Here is a 15,744-nt window from a genome sequence, read left to right as displayed (position 1 = left end):
GGCGAATCACGCAACAATGACGAGTCGACCACTATCCGCGCGCGTCGAATAGATACCCTTCCGGTGCACAATCGGCCCATTGTTCTCCACTTGAGCCGCCTATCCATTTTGCTATGCACCAAGCTTAGATTGCGGCGCACGTGTCGAAATTGCGACGACTGAAGTCCAGATTCTTGTACACTTCCTTAGAGAAGAAAGCATATATATCGCAGGAAAAGACTTCATCAGCCACGCAACGGGGGCACTATGGGCAGTTCAGGCTCGGGTTCTTTTTCGGACTATCCTGGCACGAAAGCCAAGGCGGTCGAGGGAGATGGAATTGGTGTCGCGGGTGGCACGAGCGGCGTCGACAGGTGCAAGCAGGCATTCTCCTGTGTGCTCGAGGATGTCGGCCAGTGCGACTTCTATTCGCAATTTAGGAAAGTACCGGCGCCCGGCACCCAGCTGGGAATCTTCTTTGATAAAAAGCGCATCTTCGCAGTGTATGCGGTCCACGAACGACGCCCCACAGAGTGAGGTGGCGAAGCGCGTGATGTGTGGTAGCGCTGCCGATCAGCGGAGGTGGGTGGGCATCTTCCAGGGAAGCAGCGCGTCGTAATCATCGGCGGTCTTCGCCAGGGGCAGACGCTGGAACAGCCAGGTGAGGTATCGGTACGGATCGATGCCATTGGCCTTGCAGGTCTCGACGAGCGTATAGAGATTGGCGCTCGCGTTCGCACCGTCGACGGTGTCGGAGAACAACCAGCCGCGGCGCCCGACGCAGAACGGGCGAATCGCGTTTTCGCAGGGATTGTTGCTGATCGGCAGGCTGCCGTTCTCGACGTAGCGGATCAGCTTCGGCCACTGCTCGCGCAGATAGGTCAACCCCTTGCCAAGCAAGCTTTTCGGTACGACGCCGGGAGACTGTTCGAGCATCAGCGCGTGGATGATGTCGAGTACGCGTGCGCTGTATCGTCGTCGCAACCGCTGCCGTCGTTCCGCCGTCCACGCCTCACTCCGGGATTCCGCCGCGAACAGCTTGCCGATCAATTTGATGAAGCGCGTCGCGAGCAGCTCGGGCGAGCGTGCAGCCTTCGGCACGTTCTCTTCCGCCTTGACGAAGTACCGTCTCACGTGAACCCAGCATCCAAGGTGCACGAGTTGGTGACGTTGTGCGATGTCGTTGTAGGGCTCGTAGCCGTCGGTCATCATGACCGCGCCTTCGCGGATCCCGGTGAACAGCTTGTCGGCCAGCTTGGTACCGCGCCCCGGCGTATAGGTGAAGCAGCGGATGGGGACGCCCGAACCGGTCATTTGCGCCCAGAGGTAACTCTTCGTTTGAGGTCGTCGGCCTTCCTCCTTCAGCACCTGGAGCGTCGTCTCGTCGCAGTAGATCAGCGCGGCATCGAGCAACGCATCGCGCATCAGGTTGATCACGGGCTGCGTTGCGAGGCCGACGCGCACCATGCTGGCGGCGATCGTGTTCGAGGAGATGTCGCCGCCGAAGCGCCGCAGCAGACCTGCCTGGCGATACAGCGGCATACCGAACTGATACTTGCCGGTGGCAATCCACGCGAGCGCCGATTCGCTCAACAGTCCGCGCGGGATGATGCGCGGCGGCGCTGGCGTGACCTTGATGCCGAGATCGCAGCACGGACACGCATATTTGACGCGCTGGTGCTGGATCACACGAAGCTGTTCCGGAATCACGTCGAGCTGCTCGCTGATCTCCACGCCAAACTCGACGAGTGCGTGCCCGTCGTGCGCGCAGAAGCGTTCGGCTTCGGGCAGTTCGTGTCGCACAACGTCGCGCGGCAGATTCGGATCGAGCGGCTTGCGATGGCCGCGCTTCTTGCGCGCGTGAGCGGCAACCGTCGTTTCCGGAGTCTCTTCCTGCGCGGGCGTCGCGTTCGTACCGAGCGCCTCGGCTTCGTTGAACAGGCCGAACTGTTCCGAGTCTCGCGCTTCGCTCTTTGCGCCGAACAGCTCGCGACGGTAGGCTCGGAGTCGTTCCTCGGCGAGATCGCGTTCCGCCGTCACGAGACGCAGCACGCCGCGTAGTTCATCTCGCTCTTGCCGAAGTGCTGCGTGCTGCTCGCGTATTGCGAGCAGTTCCTTCAGTTCGTCGGCGGAGAGGGTGACCTGGATCGGCATGCCGGTTAGACTAGCATGCCGATGGCGTGTTCAGCTCACGCGCAGATATTCCTGCTTCGGATGCCGTCGAATCGCAGTGATGTCATCGCCGTCGAGCAACGCGTGTAATACGTCGGTCGTCATCGTCACGACCTCGGCCTTGTTGTCGGGCCAGATGAAGCGGCTCGTCTCCAATCGTTTCATCAGAAGCCAGAAACCACTACCATCCCAGCCAAGGATCTTGATCCGGTCACGACGCCGGTTTCCGAAGATGTAAAGCGACGAGTCCATCGGATTCAGGCGCATCGACTGTTCGACGAGAATCGACAGGCTGTTCATGCCGTAGCGGAAGTCGACAGGATCGCGATGCAGATACACCTTCAGTTTGTCGTCGAACCGGAACACGGCATCCTCCCCAGGATCTGAACCAGGGTCGTCAGTTCGTCGATGGTCGCGATGGCCTTGCCCAGCTCGAGTTCGACACCGTTCGACAAACGCACCTGGAGCGCGAGCGTCATCGACAACCGTGGCGAAGTCGATGCCGGCGGTGACAGGGGCACGGGTGCGGCAGAGGAAACGACCGGCAAGAACGCCGGTGGGGGACTCATATCCACTGGACTTCTGACTCTCGGCCCGGGGGCGTCGATCGAGACGCCATCGATTACCATCAGGTCCGGATCTCTTGACGCCTGCAGCATCTGCTGCTGATAGCGCGAGATCCAGCGACGCAACTGGTTCGGATTGACGTCGTGATCCATGGCCGCTCGGGCAATCGATACGCCAGGCTTCAGGCAAAGCTCGACCAGCTCTTGTACGGCCGCCTCATCAAATTCACGTCGGCCATCCCGTCTGCGGCCAATTACCAGTCTGCTTCGAAGGTCTTGTTTCTCGGTCATCACGGTCTGAGTGCATGTGTCCACGCGGACACTTAGCTTCTGACCTTCTGCCCTTCATTGGAAGGGCGTCGTTCGTGGACCGCATACTTCGCAGTCGATGTGGACGGCGTGAAGGTGGGGGCGCTTCCCACATCGTTCAACTATCTTGCGGCCTGCCTGGCGGGCGGCGTGACTTATGTCGGCGTCGTGAAGAGTTCGGCGGACAAGCCTGTTCCCACCGTCGAAGCTGACTTCGTACCGCAATAATCATGGCCCCCACAGACGGAGTGCTGATTGTTGGGGAGTTGGTTGTCGACTACACACTCGCGCGCCAAGGTACGATATGCAAGCTGCGCTTGGGTGGCGTCGCGCACGCGGCGCGAGGACTTTGGGCTGCAGGCCTCGATTACTCTGTGGCGGCAGTCTGTCCGCGGTATCTGATAGACGAAGCGGAGCGCTATCTGAAGGAGTGCGGTTGTAAGGAATTCATTTGGCTTGGTGATGTCGTCGGCGCACCAAACGTCATTTTGATTAGAGACACGACAGAGGTCGCGCATCAAGGCTACGAAGACTTGATGCGCGACACCAAGGTGGTGAAATTCCGCGCCCCACTCCCGCAGCTTGATGCTTACCAGAAGGTCGTTATCTTCCCCGGTCGGTTCGATATCAACGAACTCACTAGTGCTTTCTCACCCGACGCACGCTTCTCATTCGACATCGCGTATGACCTGGACGACCTGTCGGCACTCGAGGCATACAGCGGGCGGGCGCAGGCGCTCATCATCTCGACGTCGTCTTCGTTGTTCGAGCGGCTCGGCAAGGACGATGTTGGCGGGTTGATAGCGGCGGTCAAGAAGCTGTCGCCGGACGTATTCTTGCTGAAGGAGAATCGTGGCGGCAGCCGGCTCTTCGATTTACGCGACGGCGGCGTCGAAGAAATTCCCGCGACCCTCGGTATAACAGTCAACTCCGTTGGCGTGGGCGACGTCTACAGCGCTGTGATGGTCGGTCTCGCTCACAAGGGATGGATTGAAGCCGCGTGGCGCGGCTGTCAGGCTGCGACGGTGTACTCGCAGTCCACGTTCCCTGACGACATTCAGCGTGACGTGCAAAGAGGTTTCCTGCTGTCTCTCGATGCGCTGCAGTCGCTCGGCGGGACCGTGCTTCCCTGGCACGACCGACCGCGCTATTCCATCTACCTTGCTGGACCGGACCTTTCCTATGTTGAGAAGCCGGAACTCGACCGAGCTGCGGATAGCTTGAAGTATCACAACTTCAAAGTGCGTCGTCCTATCCAGGAGAACGGCGAGTTGAAGCGACCCGCGAGCGAAGCTGACCTGCGTCGCACGTATTACATGGACTGTCAGCTGCTAAATGAGTGCGACGCCGTCTTCGCAGTTCCACTCGACCGTGACCCTGGCACGCTCGTCGAAATCGGCATGGCAATCGAGATGGGTAAGCCGGTCATCACCTACGACCCACGGCAGGAAAATAAGAACACGATGGTCGTCGTCGGAAGTTCGGTATACTCCGCCGACCTTGATGTGTGTCTCAACGGTACTTTCGACGCTCTTGCCAAATTGAGGGCCGAATCGCAATGAAAAGTGCGCTTCTTCTGGCCTCTGGCGGCCTGGACTCAACGACTGTCGGGTACCAGCTCGCGGCAACGGGCGTTGAGGTCGTCCCAATCTTTTTTGACTACGGGCAACATTGCGTAGACGTTGAGTGGAGCCGGGTCACCGAGGTCCTGCCTGCCGATATGAGGCGACCTGAACGCTTTGACATCTCGGATATCTTCAGAGGTTCGCAGTCGCGGCTGATTCGCGAAGCTGACCTCTGGACTGAAGAGGTCAAGGACGACGACTTGTACATCCCGTACCGAACGATGCTGTTCTTCGCTGCTGCTGCGGCGCGTGCACAAACGGTCGCTATCCTGGATGTCTATACTGGCTTTATCAATAGCAACCACGCCAAAGAAATTGACTGTACTGCCGCGTTTATGAACAGCCTCGACGGACTCACATCGAGCATTGGTCCCGTTCGCTTCCACTCCCCGTTCCGCTACTCGTCCAAGGCCGACGTGGCCCGAGTGGCTGCGAAACTTGGCGTGCCTATCGGACGAACCTACTCTTGCCAGGCGTCTGCACAGTTTCCGTGCGGCGCATGTCCGAACTGTGTCGAGCGCCTGAACGCACTGAAAGAGGCTAAGTTGGTATGAGTAGGACCGGAGCCAAAGGGGCCGCTATCGAGGTGTTGCTCGCAGCGCGTCGCATCGCCGACCATGCGAAGGACGAGGGCGCACTTTTCGAGGAGAAGCATCCGCGTGCTACATGCGAGCACTTGGGAGCCGTTCTCGCGGATTCCGTGCTCCAGGCAGGGCTCAATTACACGACGGTTGTGCGTCCGCGGGTAGTGGCCATCCTGCGGGCACATCCGAATCGCCTCACAATTTCCTCATTGGTCGCACTGATTCAAGACGGCAAGGCAGGTGCCTTCCTGAACTGGCGCCACCATGAGAAGGTCACTCGCTTCGAAGCGCTGGTTGTTTTCCTCAAGAAGTGGGGAATCGAGGATGTGAATGACTTGCGCTTTAGCCTTGCGTCCGACGAGTTCTGCGATGCACTTCAGACCGTCAATGGCATCGGTCCGAAGACCGTGGATTACATGGCGTGCCTCGTTGGTATCGACTCTATAGCAGTTGACCGCCATGTGCGCACGTTCGCGAAAACTGTCGGTGTCGAAAACGACGACTATCACTTCCTCCGCAAATCATTCTGTTGCGCGGCGGACCTTCTATCACTACCGCGACGCGAATTCGATGCTTGGCTGTGGCGCCGCGCTGCGGCGCCATCCCAAGCGCAGTTGACCTTGGCGGTCTGAATGGGTCGAGCGGCGAGCACTTCTTGCGAGGACCGTCCATCTGGATGCAGTATGCCGCGGACGACATGCCGTTATCCGAGCAGCGCGACGAATATCGACGAGCGAAAATCTGTAAATGAGCGCCTGAGCTGACGATGAATATGCTACCAGATGGGCTCAACTCAAGATGGCGGCACTTTCGACTTGGAATCGTATAGTGCTACTGCCGTCCCGACGACCTCGTCGATGTAAGCATCTTCGCTGAGCCCGCCAAAATCTCGCGTGGAAGTGACGTCGATACGATGAATGATGTGTCCGAAGCGCGCAGCTGCTCTGAGCGACATCTCGGTGCTAGGCGTTTGACGCATGGCACCAAGCACTACATAAATTGCCAGCTTTAGTTTGGCGCGAATGTTCTTCATAAACGCATCAACAGCAACACGGCCCTCAGAAGAGTTGAGAGAGAACCGCGGCTCCAACAATAGCCTGTGAATGAAAACGTTGCGCATCTCAAGAAGCGAGTCGAAATCCGGAGCAAAGTGCTCCGGCAGTGCTGTTCTTGTGGACAACTCCTTGAGTAATCGTCCCAATGTCTCCTTGTTCCGAAGGAGTAACTGCTCAAGTTTTTGGTCTGCCTCGCTCTCCGATACTGTGGACAGCAGGAACGCGACCAGCAACTGTTCAAATGCTTGAAGCGATACCAAAGTCTCGCCGATTAAACTACAAATATGTAAGCGCGATATCTGCTCCATGCTGCCTCCGCCCGTAGTCGGCTATGTTGATGTAGCAATTGAATATCATAAATCACAGCTTGTTGGCGGATACGCGGGATACGGTTGCAGCCGCGGGGGCACTTGAGCAGCATATACCTTCCGGCGACATCCATTGGAAAGTATGTTCGCCATGTTGGGGGGACAAGCTCACAGAATCCGCACGCTCACTCAATGGCGACGTGCAGTGAGCTTTCGCCGAGCCGGAGGATGTACAAGCGCTACAAATCAGGGAGGCAGCATGCTCGTTTCGAACATCAAACCGCCGATAATCCCCCTCGACACGCTGAGGGACCTTATCGCGCAGACGATTGCGGCCGCGAAGGCTTACGACCTTCCGGATGTTTGCGTTCGGCTTGGGATTCAACAGGCTGTCGAACCCGACGATGGCCAAGAGGCCTTCAGTAGCAAGCGGCAGTATGTGCGGCGACGTATCCTCACCTGGGACGAACCGGCCCTCCTTGACCTTGCGGCGCGAGCGCTTCGTGAGTACCCGTCCGAGGACCTCGCGGACGCCTTCAACGAAATGACACTCCACGCCGAACATCGCGTGAGCCAGCTTGTTCGCCGTGACGTGCTCAAGGCCCTTAGTCCCTTGGCGTCCTTGTTTGGTGAACTTCCGCTGATTGAGAGCCTGCAGGAGATATTTGGCATAGCTGTTTTGGAGGCTGGCGCATCCTGGTGGATTGAAAACACCAGCTTGCATGCACAGATTGTGCAGCACTGCCTGCACAACGACGACTGGTCGCACGAAGAGTTGTTGACGCAATGCGGTGTGCTGACGTGCAGTCAGGCGCGCTTTTTCGCGCTGCTCGCCAAGCTTCTGCACCCGTTGACTCGCCGCGACGCAGAGCAGGCCGAGCTGGCCACCGCCATTGGCAATGCGCTTAAACGCGACGGCTTCACGGTGCGGCAAACGTCCGTCGAGTCAGGATATGCCATCTACGGTGTGGTTCGTGCGCAGGCCGGCGTGGCCGGAGCAATGAAGAATCTGATTTTCGCGTCGACTGGCGAAAAGCCTGAGCTGGTCTTTCGTGACGCGCTCAACAATGACGTCGAAATCACTAAGCACGCAGACAAGGTGCTCGTCTTCGACCGCGCGCTGCCTAGCTCTGGCCTTCTGCTGTGGAAGGACCTCCGGGACTGGTATGCCGAACTTCAATGCATTAGCGACATGGGCAGCGCGAAGGACCAGTTGTTCCGGCGGCTACGCCAGTCCGTCGTCGGCACGCACTCTCCCGGCGAGTTTGCGCTGTTTCAGGGCTATTACGAGCGCTATGGGAAAGAGCTCGGCGACCGGCTGCCGGCGTTAATCCCGCAGGTATACCTGCATTACGACCCCTACACGCGCCGCGAGCGCGGGGACGAACAGTTTCTGGCACGGCAGCGCATGGACTTTCTCTTAATGCTGGACCAGGGCGTGCGAATCGTCATCGAAATTGATGGCCGACATCACTATGCAGTGGCAGACCGTAACGTGCCCGAGCTCTACATTGCGAACGCTCAGCGCTACGCCGAGATGGCGACCGAGGACCGCCGGCTGCGGCTGATGGGCTACGAGGTATACCGCTTCGGCGGGCACGAATTCCTTGATGTCAATCTTGAACAACGGAATGTCGGCCCGAAGGCACTGCAATGTGTCACGGAATTCTTCGACAGGCTGCTGACCAGACATGGCGTCCGATAGTCGGATAATCCGTTGGTCGGCGGGTATTCCGTCGCAGTTGACGACGCTTGTTTGTAAGCGACCAGCCAACCCGTCTTGACGAGCGAGTTTAGGCGGCAGTCGAGAGAGGTTGCCAACGATGCGGCAGTAGCGCGTCGATGTCGTTGGCCTTGTGGGTCGGCAAGCGTGTGAGGACGTCCTTCAGATAGGCGAGCGGATCGAGCCCGTTCAGTTGCGCCGATCGAATCAAGCTCATGATGGCGGCCGCGCGCTGACCCGCACGCAGTGATCCGGCGAACAACCAATTGGACCGGCCGACTGCCCACGGTCGGATCTGGTTTTCGACCCAGTTGTTGTCGATCGGCACATTGCCGTCATCGAGATAGCGCGTGAGTGCGTCCCATCGTTTCAGGCTGTAGTCCAGCGCCTTCGCAATCGCCGAGCCGTCCGCAACGAGTTTGCGCTGCGCCATCAACCATTCATAGAGGGCGTCGCACACCGGCTTGGCCCGACGCTGTCGAAGCCGCTGCCGTTCGTCGACATCCAGTGCTGCGGCCTCGCGTTCGATGTCGTAGAGCACGGTAAAGAACGGCAGGGCCTGCCCCGCAACATGGCTGCTGTGGTTGGCATGCAATTCAAAGAACTTGCGTCGAGCATGAGCCGCGCATCCGATCTCGGTGATGCCGTGCTGGAACGAGGCCTTGTACCCGCTGTAGTCGTCGCATACCAGTTTGCCGTGCCAGCCCGTCAGGAACGTGCGAGCGTGCGCACCGGCGCGGCTCTCGGCGAAGTCGTAGACCACCGCGCGCAGTTCGCTGAACTGAGTCGACGTATACGCCCACAGGTATGCCCGGTGCGTTTTGCCCTTGCCGGGGCTGAGCATTTGCACCGGCGTCTCGTCGGCGTGCAACACCGCCTGTTGCCGGATGGCCTGGCCGAGCGCGTCGACCAACGGCTGCAACTGCACGCCACACCGGCCCACCCAGGCACCCAGCGTGGATCTCGGGATGGCCAGTCCCGCACGACCAAAGATCTGTTCCTGGCGATACAGGGGCAGGTGGTCGCCGTACTTGGCGACCAGCACCTGCGCGAGCAACCCGGCGGTGGGCATGCCCTTGTCGATCACATGCGGTGGAACCGGCGCTTGGATCAGCGTCTCGCACGCTTTGCACACCCACTTGCCGCGGATGTGCCGTTCCACCGTAAACACGCCCGGCGTGTAGTCCAGCTTCTCGCTCACGTCCTCGCCGATCCGTATGCGTTCGCAACCGCACTGGCATGTTGTGCTGTCCGGTTCGTGATGGACGTCGGTGCGTGGCAGTTGCGGCGGCAGTGGTGCCCGTTTCGGCTGCTCGCGTTGCCGTTCAGCTCGCGTAGGCTCGAGTTGCTCGAGCTCCATCTCGATGGCAACCAAGTCGCCATCGATCGCCTCGTCGAGCAGGTTCATCTGCTCGCTGTTGAGCTGTTCGCTACGCCGGCCGAACTGCTGGCGCTTGAGGATCGAGATCTCATGGGTAAGCTGGTCGATGCGGGTCTGCTTGTAGCGGAGTTCCCGATCTCGTTCACTGGCTTCCCGCTCCTTCTCGTGGATCGCCTGGTCCTTCGACTGGACCTCTGCAATCAGTTGCGCAGTCAGGGCGCGCAACTGTTCCGGGGTGAGTGCGTCGAGGTCAGCGGGATTCATGCAGGCCAGTCTGCCAGAACGCTGTAGGCGGTGGAAGCTGAACTGTTTACGCCTCCGTCGTACTCAGACGACACGGATCACGCCACTCTCGCCAATGCGTTGCCACGGCAGGCCCAGCACCAGGCCGGCCAGTTGTTCGTGCGTCAGTTCATGCTGCTTCGGTTCGCTGCCGGCGTGCGGCCAGGCAAATTGCCCCTGATTCAGACGTCGTGCTGCCAACCAAATGCCGATCCCGTCGTGGATCAGGACCTTCATGCGGTTGGCGCGGCGATTGGCGAACAGATAAGCATGGTGCGGGTGCGCGGCACCGAATACCTTGACCACGCGCGCCAAGGCCGTGTCGAAACCGGCACGCATGTCCAGCGGATCGGTCGCCAGCCAGATCTCGTCGACGCGGATCACCGCATCCACTCGCGCAGCCAGGCGGCACACTGGGCGGCTTCGGACACGGGCCAACTGACCGTGATCGACTGATCGCCCCGCCGCACCTCGATGCGGATCTCTGCCGAGTGCGGACTCGGCGCTCCCAATGGCACCGACACAAAGGCTGGCAGCGACGGTGGCGTGGCCGGTGGACGACCCAGCGGTCTCTTGGGAAGTCGCCCCTCCGCCTGATCGATCCAGCGCCGCAGCAGATTCGCGTTGAGCCGGTGTTCCAGCGCGACCGCAGCAACCGATACGCCGATTCCCTGGCACGCAGCTACCACCTGCGCCTTGAACTCCTCGCTGTACCGTTGCCGGCGACGACGCTCGGGGAATGCTTCCGATTCGATAGTGTTCACGTGTCCGCTTATTCGTTAGGTGGACACGATACTCCCAAGAGCTTTACCCCAACTCAAGACGGGTTGCCCGGCCGCTTACGCTTGTTTGTCGGATTGCCTCGCTACAGACTTCGCGCGGCCGATTTGCGCGCTGGATGGGCTATGCCATACCAGACGTGCGCAGAGAGGACGGAGGGGATACTCGGCGTGGAACTCTATTGCTGCCTTTCGGGCTGCGAGCACCGAGATGACTAGCGGGAAGCCGCGACGGCTTCGTATCAGGGAAGGGGCAAGACGTCAGCTGGCTGCCTTTTCGGAAGCAGGCCTATCCCATCACGGTGCGCCGCCATCTCGTTCAGATAGGCAACCACAAAAAACAACCTGATGAGTAAGACGGCTTTAACGATGCCGTTATCTCATCGCTTACTTTGGCGTCGCCCCGGTGTACAACACCCTTAAGCTTACCTTCGGTTGGTTGATGAGGACGTCGCTGCAAAATCTTCCCTTTTTGAACGCCGCTTTGGAGCAGCCCCCTGAAACACCGGACATAGCCTCTCACTTAAACTAGCGGGTAGGCATAAGACTGTGTTTTTGACTAACACCAGGCAGGAAGTGATGGAAGTGTTGACGGGCCCGGAGCGTCGGCGGCGCTGGACGGCGGAGCAGAAGCTGGCGATGGTTCGCGAGAGTTTCGAACCGGGGAAGTCGGTTTCGATGGTTGCGCGCCAGCACGGCGTGAACCCGAACCAGCTGTTCCACTGGCGCAAGCTGTACCAGGACGGGAGTCTGTCGGCGGTCAAGGCTGGAGAGGAAGTGGTCCCTGCATCAGAGCTGGCCGATGCCCTCAAGCAGATTCGTGAGCTGCAGCGGATGCTCGGCAAGAAGACCATGGAGAACGAGATTCTCCGCGAAGCAGTCGAGTATGGCCGAGCAAAAAAATGGATAGCGCACTCGCCCTCGCTGCCGGAGGACGACCAGTGAAACTGGTTTGTGAAGTTCTCGGCGTGTCGCGCTCGAACGTATCGGCACGACTGTCGCGTCCGGTGACGTGGCGCGATGGCCGTCAATCGCGGCAGACGGACGATGCGAGCGTGGTCGAGGAAATCCGCCGAGTCGTCGGCGATTTGCCCAGCTATGGCTATCGCCGGGTGTGGGGCTCGCTGCGCAATGAACGCATTGCTGCCGGACAGGTGCCGTTCAATGCGAAGCGCATCTATCGCATCATGCGCACTCACGGTCTGCTGATGCAACGGCGTCCAGCCCCGCCTCGGCCGCAACGTCGGCACGATGGCAAGGTGGCCGTCGCGCGCAGCAATCAGCGATGGTGCTCGGACGGCTTCGAGTTCCGCTGCGACAACGGCGAGCCGCTTCGAGTGACATTCGCGCTTGACTGCTGCGACCGCGAAGCGATGAGCTGGGCGGCTACGACGGCAGGTCACAGCGGCGACATCGTGCGCGACGTCATGCTGGCAGCAGTGGAAAATCGGTTTGGCAACGAGCTGCATACACCGTCCGAAATCGAGTGGCTGAGTGACAACGGTTCGGGCTATACGGCCGACGATACACGCCGGTTTGCAGCGGCCATCGGCCTGAAGCCATTGACCACGCCGGTGTGCAGCCCGCAAAGTAACGGGATGGCCGAGAGCTTCGTGAAGACAATGAAGCGCGACTACGTTGCCTTCATGCCAAAGCCGGACGCAGCGACTGCTGCACGCAACTTGGCCATCGCGTTCGAGCATTACAACGAGAAGCATCCCCATAGCGCGCTGAAGTACCGCTCGCCTCGCGAGTTCCGGCGCTCAATGGATTCAGCAACCTTAGTGTGACGCTGTGTCCGGGATTACAGGGTCAACTCCACGCTTCTGCACTACAGCCATTCCGTATGGCATAGTGCGCCCATCATTCACGCATAAGGAAAGCCAATGGCTACGCTCGAAAACATACAAGCGAAAATCGCGAAGCTGCAAGCTCAGGCGGAAGCTCTCGCCCAAAAGGAGGCTTCCGGCGCACTCGAAAAAATCCACGGACTGATGCAAAAGCACGGCATTACGACGGCAGACATTCAGTCGTTTATCAGCGCAAAGAAGCGTGGTCGCAAATCGGCAAAAACTGCCACGCCGAAGCAAGGAGTAGCCGCTGCGAAGTATCGAGACCCCAAGACCGGTGCAACATGGACTGGCCATGGGCGCGCACCGGCGTGGATTGCGAATGTGAAGGACCGGACGAAGCTCCTCGTCGAGGCGGCGCCTGCAAAGTCGGCTCGTGCCGGTTCGGCAATGGTGAAGCCCGGGAACTATGTAAGAGGCCCGCAGCGTCCGAAATATCAAGACCCGAAGTCGGGAGCGACCTGGAGCGGCCGCGGTCGCGCGCCAGCATGGCTCGCTGGCGCGAAGGACCCCTCAAAGTTCTTGATTGACGGTGCTGACGAAGCAACCTTGACTGCGAAGCCGACGGCCGCGAGGAAAAGCGCGGCTAGCAAGAATGCAGCGGTCAAGAAGGCGGCAGCCTCGAGGAAGGTACCAATCCAAAAGCCGGCAACGAAAACTCCCGTTCAAACCTCGAAGAAGGCGCCAGCGAAAAAAGCCTCATTGAAGAAGGCGCCGGCTAAGCGGGTCGCTCGCAGGGCGACACACAGCGCGGTGACCGAGGCGGCTGAAATCGCAAATGTAGCCGTCGCGACCGAGGGCGCCGAGGCCACTTGAGTGCCTTCGAATGTGAGTTGACAGGGGTTTATCGCGACACTACCTATGCTTTGGGGAGAGCGGTTGGCTCCTCGAAGCAATCGACTACAGTGAAGTGGTCGACACTTCCCCGCGACGCATGTGACGATGGGCAATCACCTTGCCGTTAGAGCGTCGACCTCACACCCTTCGCCTTCGACACGAGCTATCCGTTTCTGCTCCTCCTGGCCACGTGACCGGGTCAGATTCGCACGAAGAATCCGTCCTCCACGAGAAACTCAACGTTTTGCCCGAGCGGCAACTGCATGCGGCGGAAACCCGGTGTTACCACCCAAGCGGCTGGATTGAGGGCCGGTGCCTGGCATGCCACGGCGAGGCCGACAGCGGCCGGGAGCCGAGGGCCGACGAAGACTTTCGCAACTACATGCGGATACTGGCATAAACTGTCGTCGGTGCACCGGGAACGCAAGTGGTCACAATGTCGCTCGGAAAATCTCCCGGCACGTCAACCACGCCCATCTCGACGGCCTTTCACTCGGTCTGGTTCCCAGTCCATATCAAATTAATCAATATATCGACCCCGGACCGGCTTGGACCAGAGTCCTGGCAGCGCTACAGCAGATGTCGCGATATCAACTTCGAGCGGATAATGCCGCAGCAGACGAAGCGCCAACGCTCGCATCTCACTAGACGCGTCGCTGTCAGCAGCAGCGAGCATCGTCAGAAACTCGCGCGTAGCAATCACCGCGCTTGTTCGCTCAACGGCGGTCGTCATCTGCCACTCTTGCGAGAAACTCGTTGGTGACGTCCGAGAATGATTCCACCTCGGCCCCATCGCACCAACATTGCCAAACATAGTCAGCGTTATCCGACCGTCCTGGTTGGCCAACGAGCTGATAGACGCGCCCCGACTGCGTCTTGCCTCGCAATGTGCAATGGTCGAACGCAACAATCGGAGAACTCACGCGGCCAGTGAAGTCACGTGTATCCGCTCCGACGAAATGCCGTGTCCCGTCATCGATTTCGAGAACTCGCCACCTGACAATGGAAACCTCGGGTTCAGCGGTTATCGGACCAATCCTCCAAAGTGCCATGGCTTGATGCCTCCCGATGCGTTCGATGTCGCTCGAACACGGTCTTGGTTGCGGCGCTCTCCGCAAGATGGTGCAGGAAGGTCCCGTCCGCGCATTTGCGAACTGCGTGTACGGAAAAACACATGCGTTCAGTCTCGGACGCCATAGTCCGCAAATCCGTGCACCACCGCCAGGCAATGCTGGCGAGACTAGGTCGTTCGGCCCGCGTGGCCGACCGCATCTCGCTTACAAAAAAGCAATAAAAATCGCTGTTTTCATTCTAGATGACCAACCGGAAATGACAAGGCGAAAAGTTGGCCGCCGCTCACGCGAGCGGCGAGGCGGATGGCACCTCAACCGCGGCAACGAGGTCTTCGTAGTCGATGAAACGCTCCATACTTGAACTGCCCAACGCCACCACGCACTGGAGAAACTCGGGAAGCGATACCGTTCCGTCCAGGAGATGGGAGGCGAGCGTCCGTTCAGTGAGGTCCGCACCGAGCCGGACCATTCTCTGCGCCAGCTCTTGGACTGTAACTGTTGGGTGCCGAGACAACTCAGCTTCGATAACCCCTCTGGCTCTATCCTCCCAAGTTCCTGGGAGAGACGCAGGCTGGAGCCACAACCGTGGCATCTTGGCACGAGTCACGGAAAGTATCTGTAGAAGGAGCCCGAGCTTAATCCTCCCTCGCGATACTCGTGACGCGAGAGACCTCTCACTTTCGTTTACGCCCACGGACGTCAACGCGCAAGCAAGTTCCGCGTAGCTCACCCCCTTGCGCGCAAGCACCGCGCGCACGACACGCGAGGCCAAACCGGTCCAGGGTGTGTCTACTTCGCTCACAAGGCTCCTTGCTTCTTTGGACACGCGAACTACACTAAAATGACAGTAAAAATCGCCGCTTCTGACTTGAACCCGACGCCCCATTCTTGAACCCGCAGCCAACCAAGAGGGGCTAGCGTCGAGGAGATTGTACTGTGAGAGGGCGCCCCAGATACCGGCGAAAACTAACAGCATTGACAACAGCAATGAACTGACTGAAAGACATGCTTGCGCACCGCAGGCAACGCGCAGCAAGCGAGCGGAACGCAGCAAAAGGAAAGCTGGGAAGAGTGAGAACAAGAAGGGAAGAAACGCCGGAACACGCCCTCTTGCCTAGGACGAAATAGTCCCGTATGATATCTGACCCGATTATATAGAAGAAATCGAATTTGTCAAGCGACTGACGGCCTCAGGCATCGGTCGACGACTCACCGACGTTC

At 59.4% G+C, this 15,744-nt stretch carries 16 protein-coding genes; 7 read left to right on the top strand and 9 right to left on the bottom strand.

Features of this window, described 5'->3' with window-relative positions:
- The first annotated feature begins 246 nt into the window (after positions 1 to 246).
- Positions 247 to 516: a hypothetical protein gene (locus WK25_RS20525; RefSeq protein ID WP_069242594.1), complete on the top strand. Its 270-nt coding sequence runs from the start codon at positions 247 to 249 to the stop codon at positions 514 to 516.
- 36 nt (positions 517 to 552) lie between these two features.
- Here WK25_RS20525 and tnpC (WK25_RS20520) read toward each other — a convergent pair whose 3' ends face one another.
- Genes tnpC (WK25_RS20520) through WK25_RS30685 form a run of 3 tightly spaced genes read right to left on the bottom strand, consistent with a single transcriptional unit; the run spans position 553 to position 3,008 of the window.
- Entirely contained in the window at positions 553 to 2,133 is a 1,581-nt protein-coding gene (gene tnpC, locus WK25_RS20520; RefSeq protein WP_069240766.1) for an IS66 family transposase, read from the bottom strand.
- A gap of 30 nt (positions 2,134 to 2,163) precedes the next feature.
- On the bottom strand, positions 2,164 to 2,517 hold the full coding sequence (tnpB, locus tag WK25_RS20515; RefSeq protein WP_059760883.1) for an IS66 family insertion sequence element accessory protein TnpB: 354 nt from the start codon (positions 2,515 to 2,517) through the stop codon (positions 2,164 to 2,166).
- Complete coding sequence (locus WK25_RS30685) at positions 2,493 to 3,008, bottom strand: transposase (protein ID WP_083252996.1); 516 nt, start codon at positions 3,006 to 3,008, stop codon at positions 2,493 to 2,495. The genes tnpB (WK25_RS20515) and WK25_RS30685 overlap by 25 nt, the downstream gene beginning before the upstream one ends.
- A 248-nt stretch (positions 3,009 to 3,256) precedes the next feature.
- Between WK25_RS30685 and WK25_RS20500 the strand changes: the two genes are divergently transcribed.
- From WK25_RS20500 to WK25_RS20490, 3 genes are read left to right on the top strand one after another with little or no spacing between them, the layout of a single operon-like run.
- Positions 3,257 to 4,588, top strand: coding sequence for a nucleoside 2-deoxyribosyltransferase (locus WK25_RS20500; RefSeq protein ID WP_226209493.1), 1,332 nt, complete (start codon positions 3,257 to 3,259; stop codon positions 4,586 to 4,588).
- Positions 4,585 to 5,205, top strand: a complete 621-nt coding sequence (locus tag WK25_RS20495) for a 7-cyano-7-deazaguanine synthase (RefSeq protein ID WP_069242592.1) — start codon at positions 4,585 to 4,587, stop codon at positions 5,203 to 5,205. The genes WK25_RS20500 and WK25_RS20495 overlap by 4 nt, the downstream gene beginning before the upstream one ends.
- Entirely contained in the window at positions 5,202 to 5,867 is a 666-nt protein-coding gene (locus tag WK25_RS20490) for a hypothetical protein (protein ID WP_069242591.1), read from the top strand. Before WK25_RS20495 ends, WK25_RS20490 begins: the two co-directional genes overlap by 4 nt.
- Before the next feature lie 161 nt (positions 5,868 to 6,028).
- Here WK25_RS20490 and WK25_RS20485 read toward each other — a convergent pair whose 3' ends face one another.
- A complete protein-coding gene (locus tag WK25_RS20485; protein ID WP_069242590.1) occupies positions 6,029 to 6,598 on the bottom strand; it encodes a hypothetical protein in 570 nt (189 codons plus the stop codon).
- Between the two features lie 259 nt (positions 6,599 to 6,857).
- Between WK25_RS20485 and WK25_RS20480 the strand changes: the two genes are divergently transcribed.
- A complete protein-coding gene (locus WK25_RS20480; RefSeq protein WP_069242589.1) occupies positions 6,858 to 8,303 on the top strand; it encodes a hypothetical protein in 1,446 nt (481 codons plus the stop codon).
- An 88-nt stretch (positions 8,304 to 8,391) separates the two neighbouring features.
- On the opposite strand, the gene tnpC (WK25_RS20475) is transcribed toward WK25_RS20480, so the two are convergent.
- The 3 genes from tnpC (WK25_RS20475) to tnpA all read right to left on the bottom strand — a co-directional run bounded on the left by tnpC (WK25_RS20475) (position 8,392) and on the right by tnpA (position 10,748).
- Positions 8,392 to 9,966 (bottom strand): IS66 family transposase, encoded by a 1,575-nt coding sequence (gene tnpC / locus WK25_RS20475; RefSeq protein ID WP_069240767.1) that lies wholly within the window; start codon positions 9,964 to 9,966, stop codon positions 8,392 to 8,394.
- A gap of 63 nt (positions 9,967 to 10,029) precedes the next feature.
- Positions 10,030 to 10,377: an IS66 family insertion sequence element accessory protein TnpB gene (tnpB, locus tag WK25_RS20470; RefSeq protein ID WP_080938779.1), complete on the bottom strand. Its 348-nt coding sequence runs from the start codon at positions 10,375 to 10,377 to the stop codon at positions 10,030 to 10,032.
- Positions 10,365 to 10,748: an IS66-like element accessory protein TnpA gene (tnpA, locus tag WK25_RS20465; RefSeq protein WP_069240768.1), complete on the bottom strand. Its 384-nt coding sequence runs from the start codon at positions 10,746 to 10,748 to the stop codon at positions 10,365 to 10,367. Before tnpA ends, tnpB (WK25_RS20470) begins: the two co-directional genes overlap by 13 nt.
- Before the next feature lie 594 nt (positions 10,749 to 11,342).
- Between tnpA and WK25_RS20455 the strand changes: the two genes are divergently transcribed.
- Positions 11,343 to 12,553 (top strand): IS3 family transposase gene (locus WK25_RS20455; protein ID WP_135801118.1). Its coding sequence is split into 2 segments (ribosomal slippage): positions 11,343 to 11,658 and positions 11,658 to 12,553, totalling 1,212 coding nucleotides; the frame shifts between segments, so codons are not numbered across the junction.
- Between the two features lie 96 nt (positions 12,554 to 12,649).
- Positions 12,650 to 13,429, top strand: coding sequence for an H-NS family nucleoid-associated regulatory protein (locus tag WK25_RS20450; protein WP_069242588.1), 780 nt, complete (start codon positions 12,650 to 12,652; stop codon positions 13,427 to 13,429).
- A gap of 541 nt (positions 13,430 to 13,970) precedes the next feature.
- Here WK25_RS20450 and WK25_RS30680 read toward each other — a convergent pair.
- Together WK25_RS30680 and WK25_RS32130 are read right to left on the bottom strand one after the other, a co-directional pair.
- Positions 13,971 to 14,183: a BPSL0761 family protein gene (locus tag WK25_RS30680; protein ID WP_083253059.1), complete on the bottom strand. Its 213-nt coding sequence runs from the start codon at positions 14,181 to 14,183 to the stop codon at positions 13,971 to 13,973.
- Between the two features lie 623 nt (positions 14,184 to 14,806).
- The gene (locus WK25_RS32130) at positions 14,807 to 15,409 is read right to left on the bottom strand and encodes a DUF6471 domain-containing protein (RefSeq protein ID WP_226209460.1); all 603 of its coding nucleotides are present in this window, start codon (positions 15,407 to 15,409) and stop codon (positions 14,807 to 14,809) included.
- Between the last annotated feature and the right edge of the window lie 335 nt (positions 15,410 to 15,744).

Origin of the sequence: Burkholderia latens, assembly GCF_001718795.1 — a bacterium.
GTDB classification, from domain to species: Bacteria; Pseudomonadota; Gammaproteobacteria; order Burkholderiales; family Burkholderiaceae; genus Burkholderia; species Burkholderia latens_A.
Note: the sequence above shows the minus strand (reverse complement) of the source record. Positions and strands in the feature narration are given on the sequence as shown.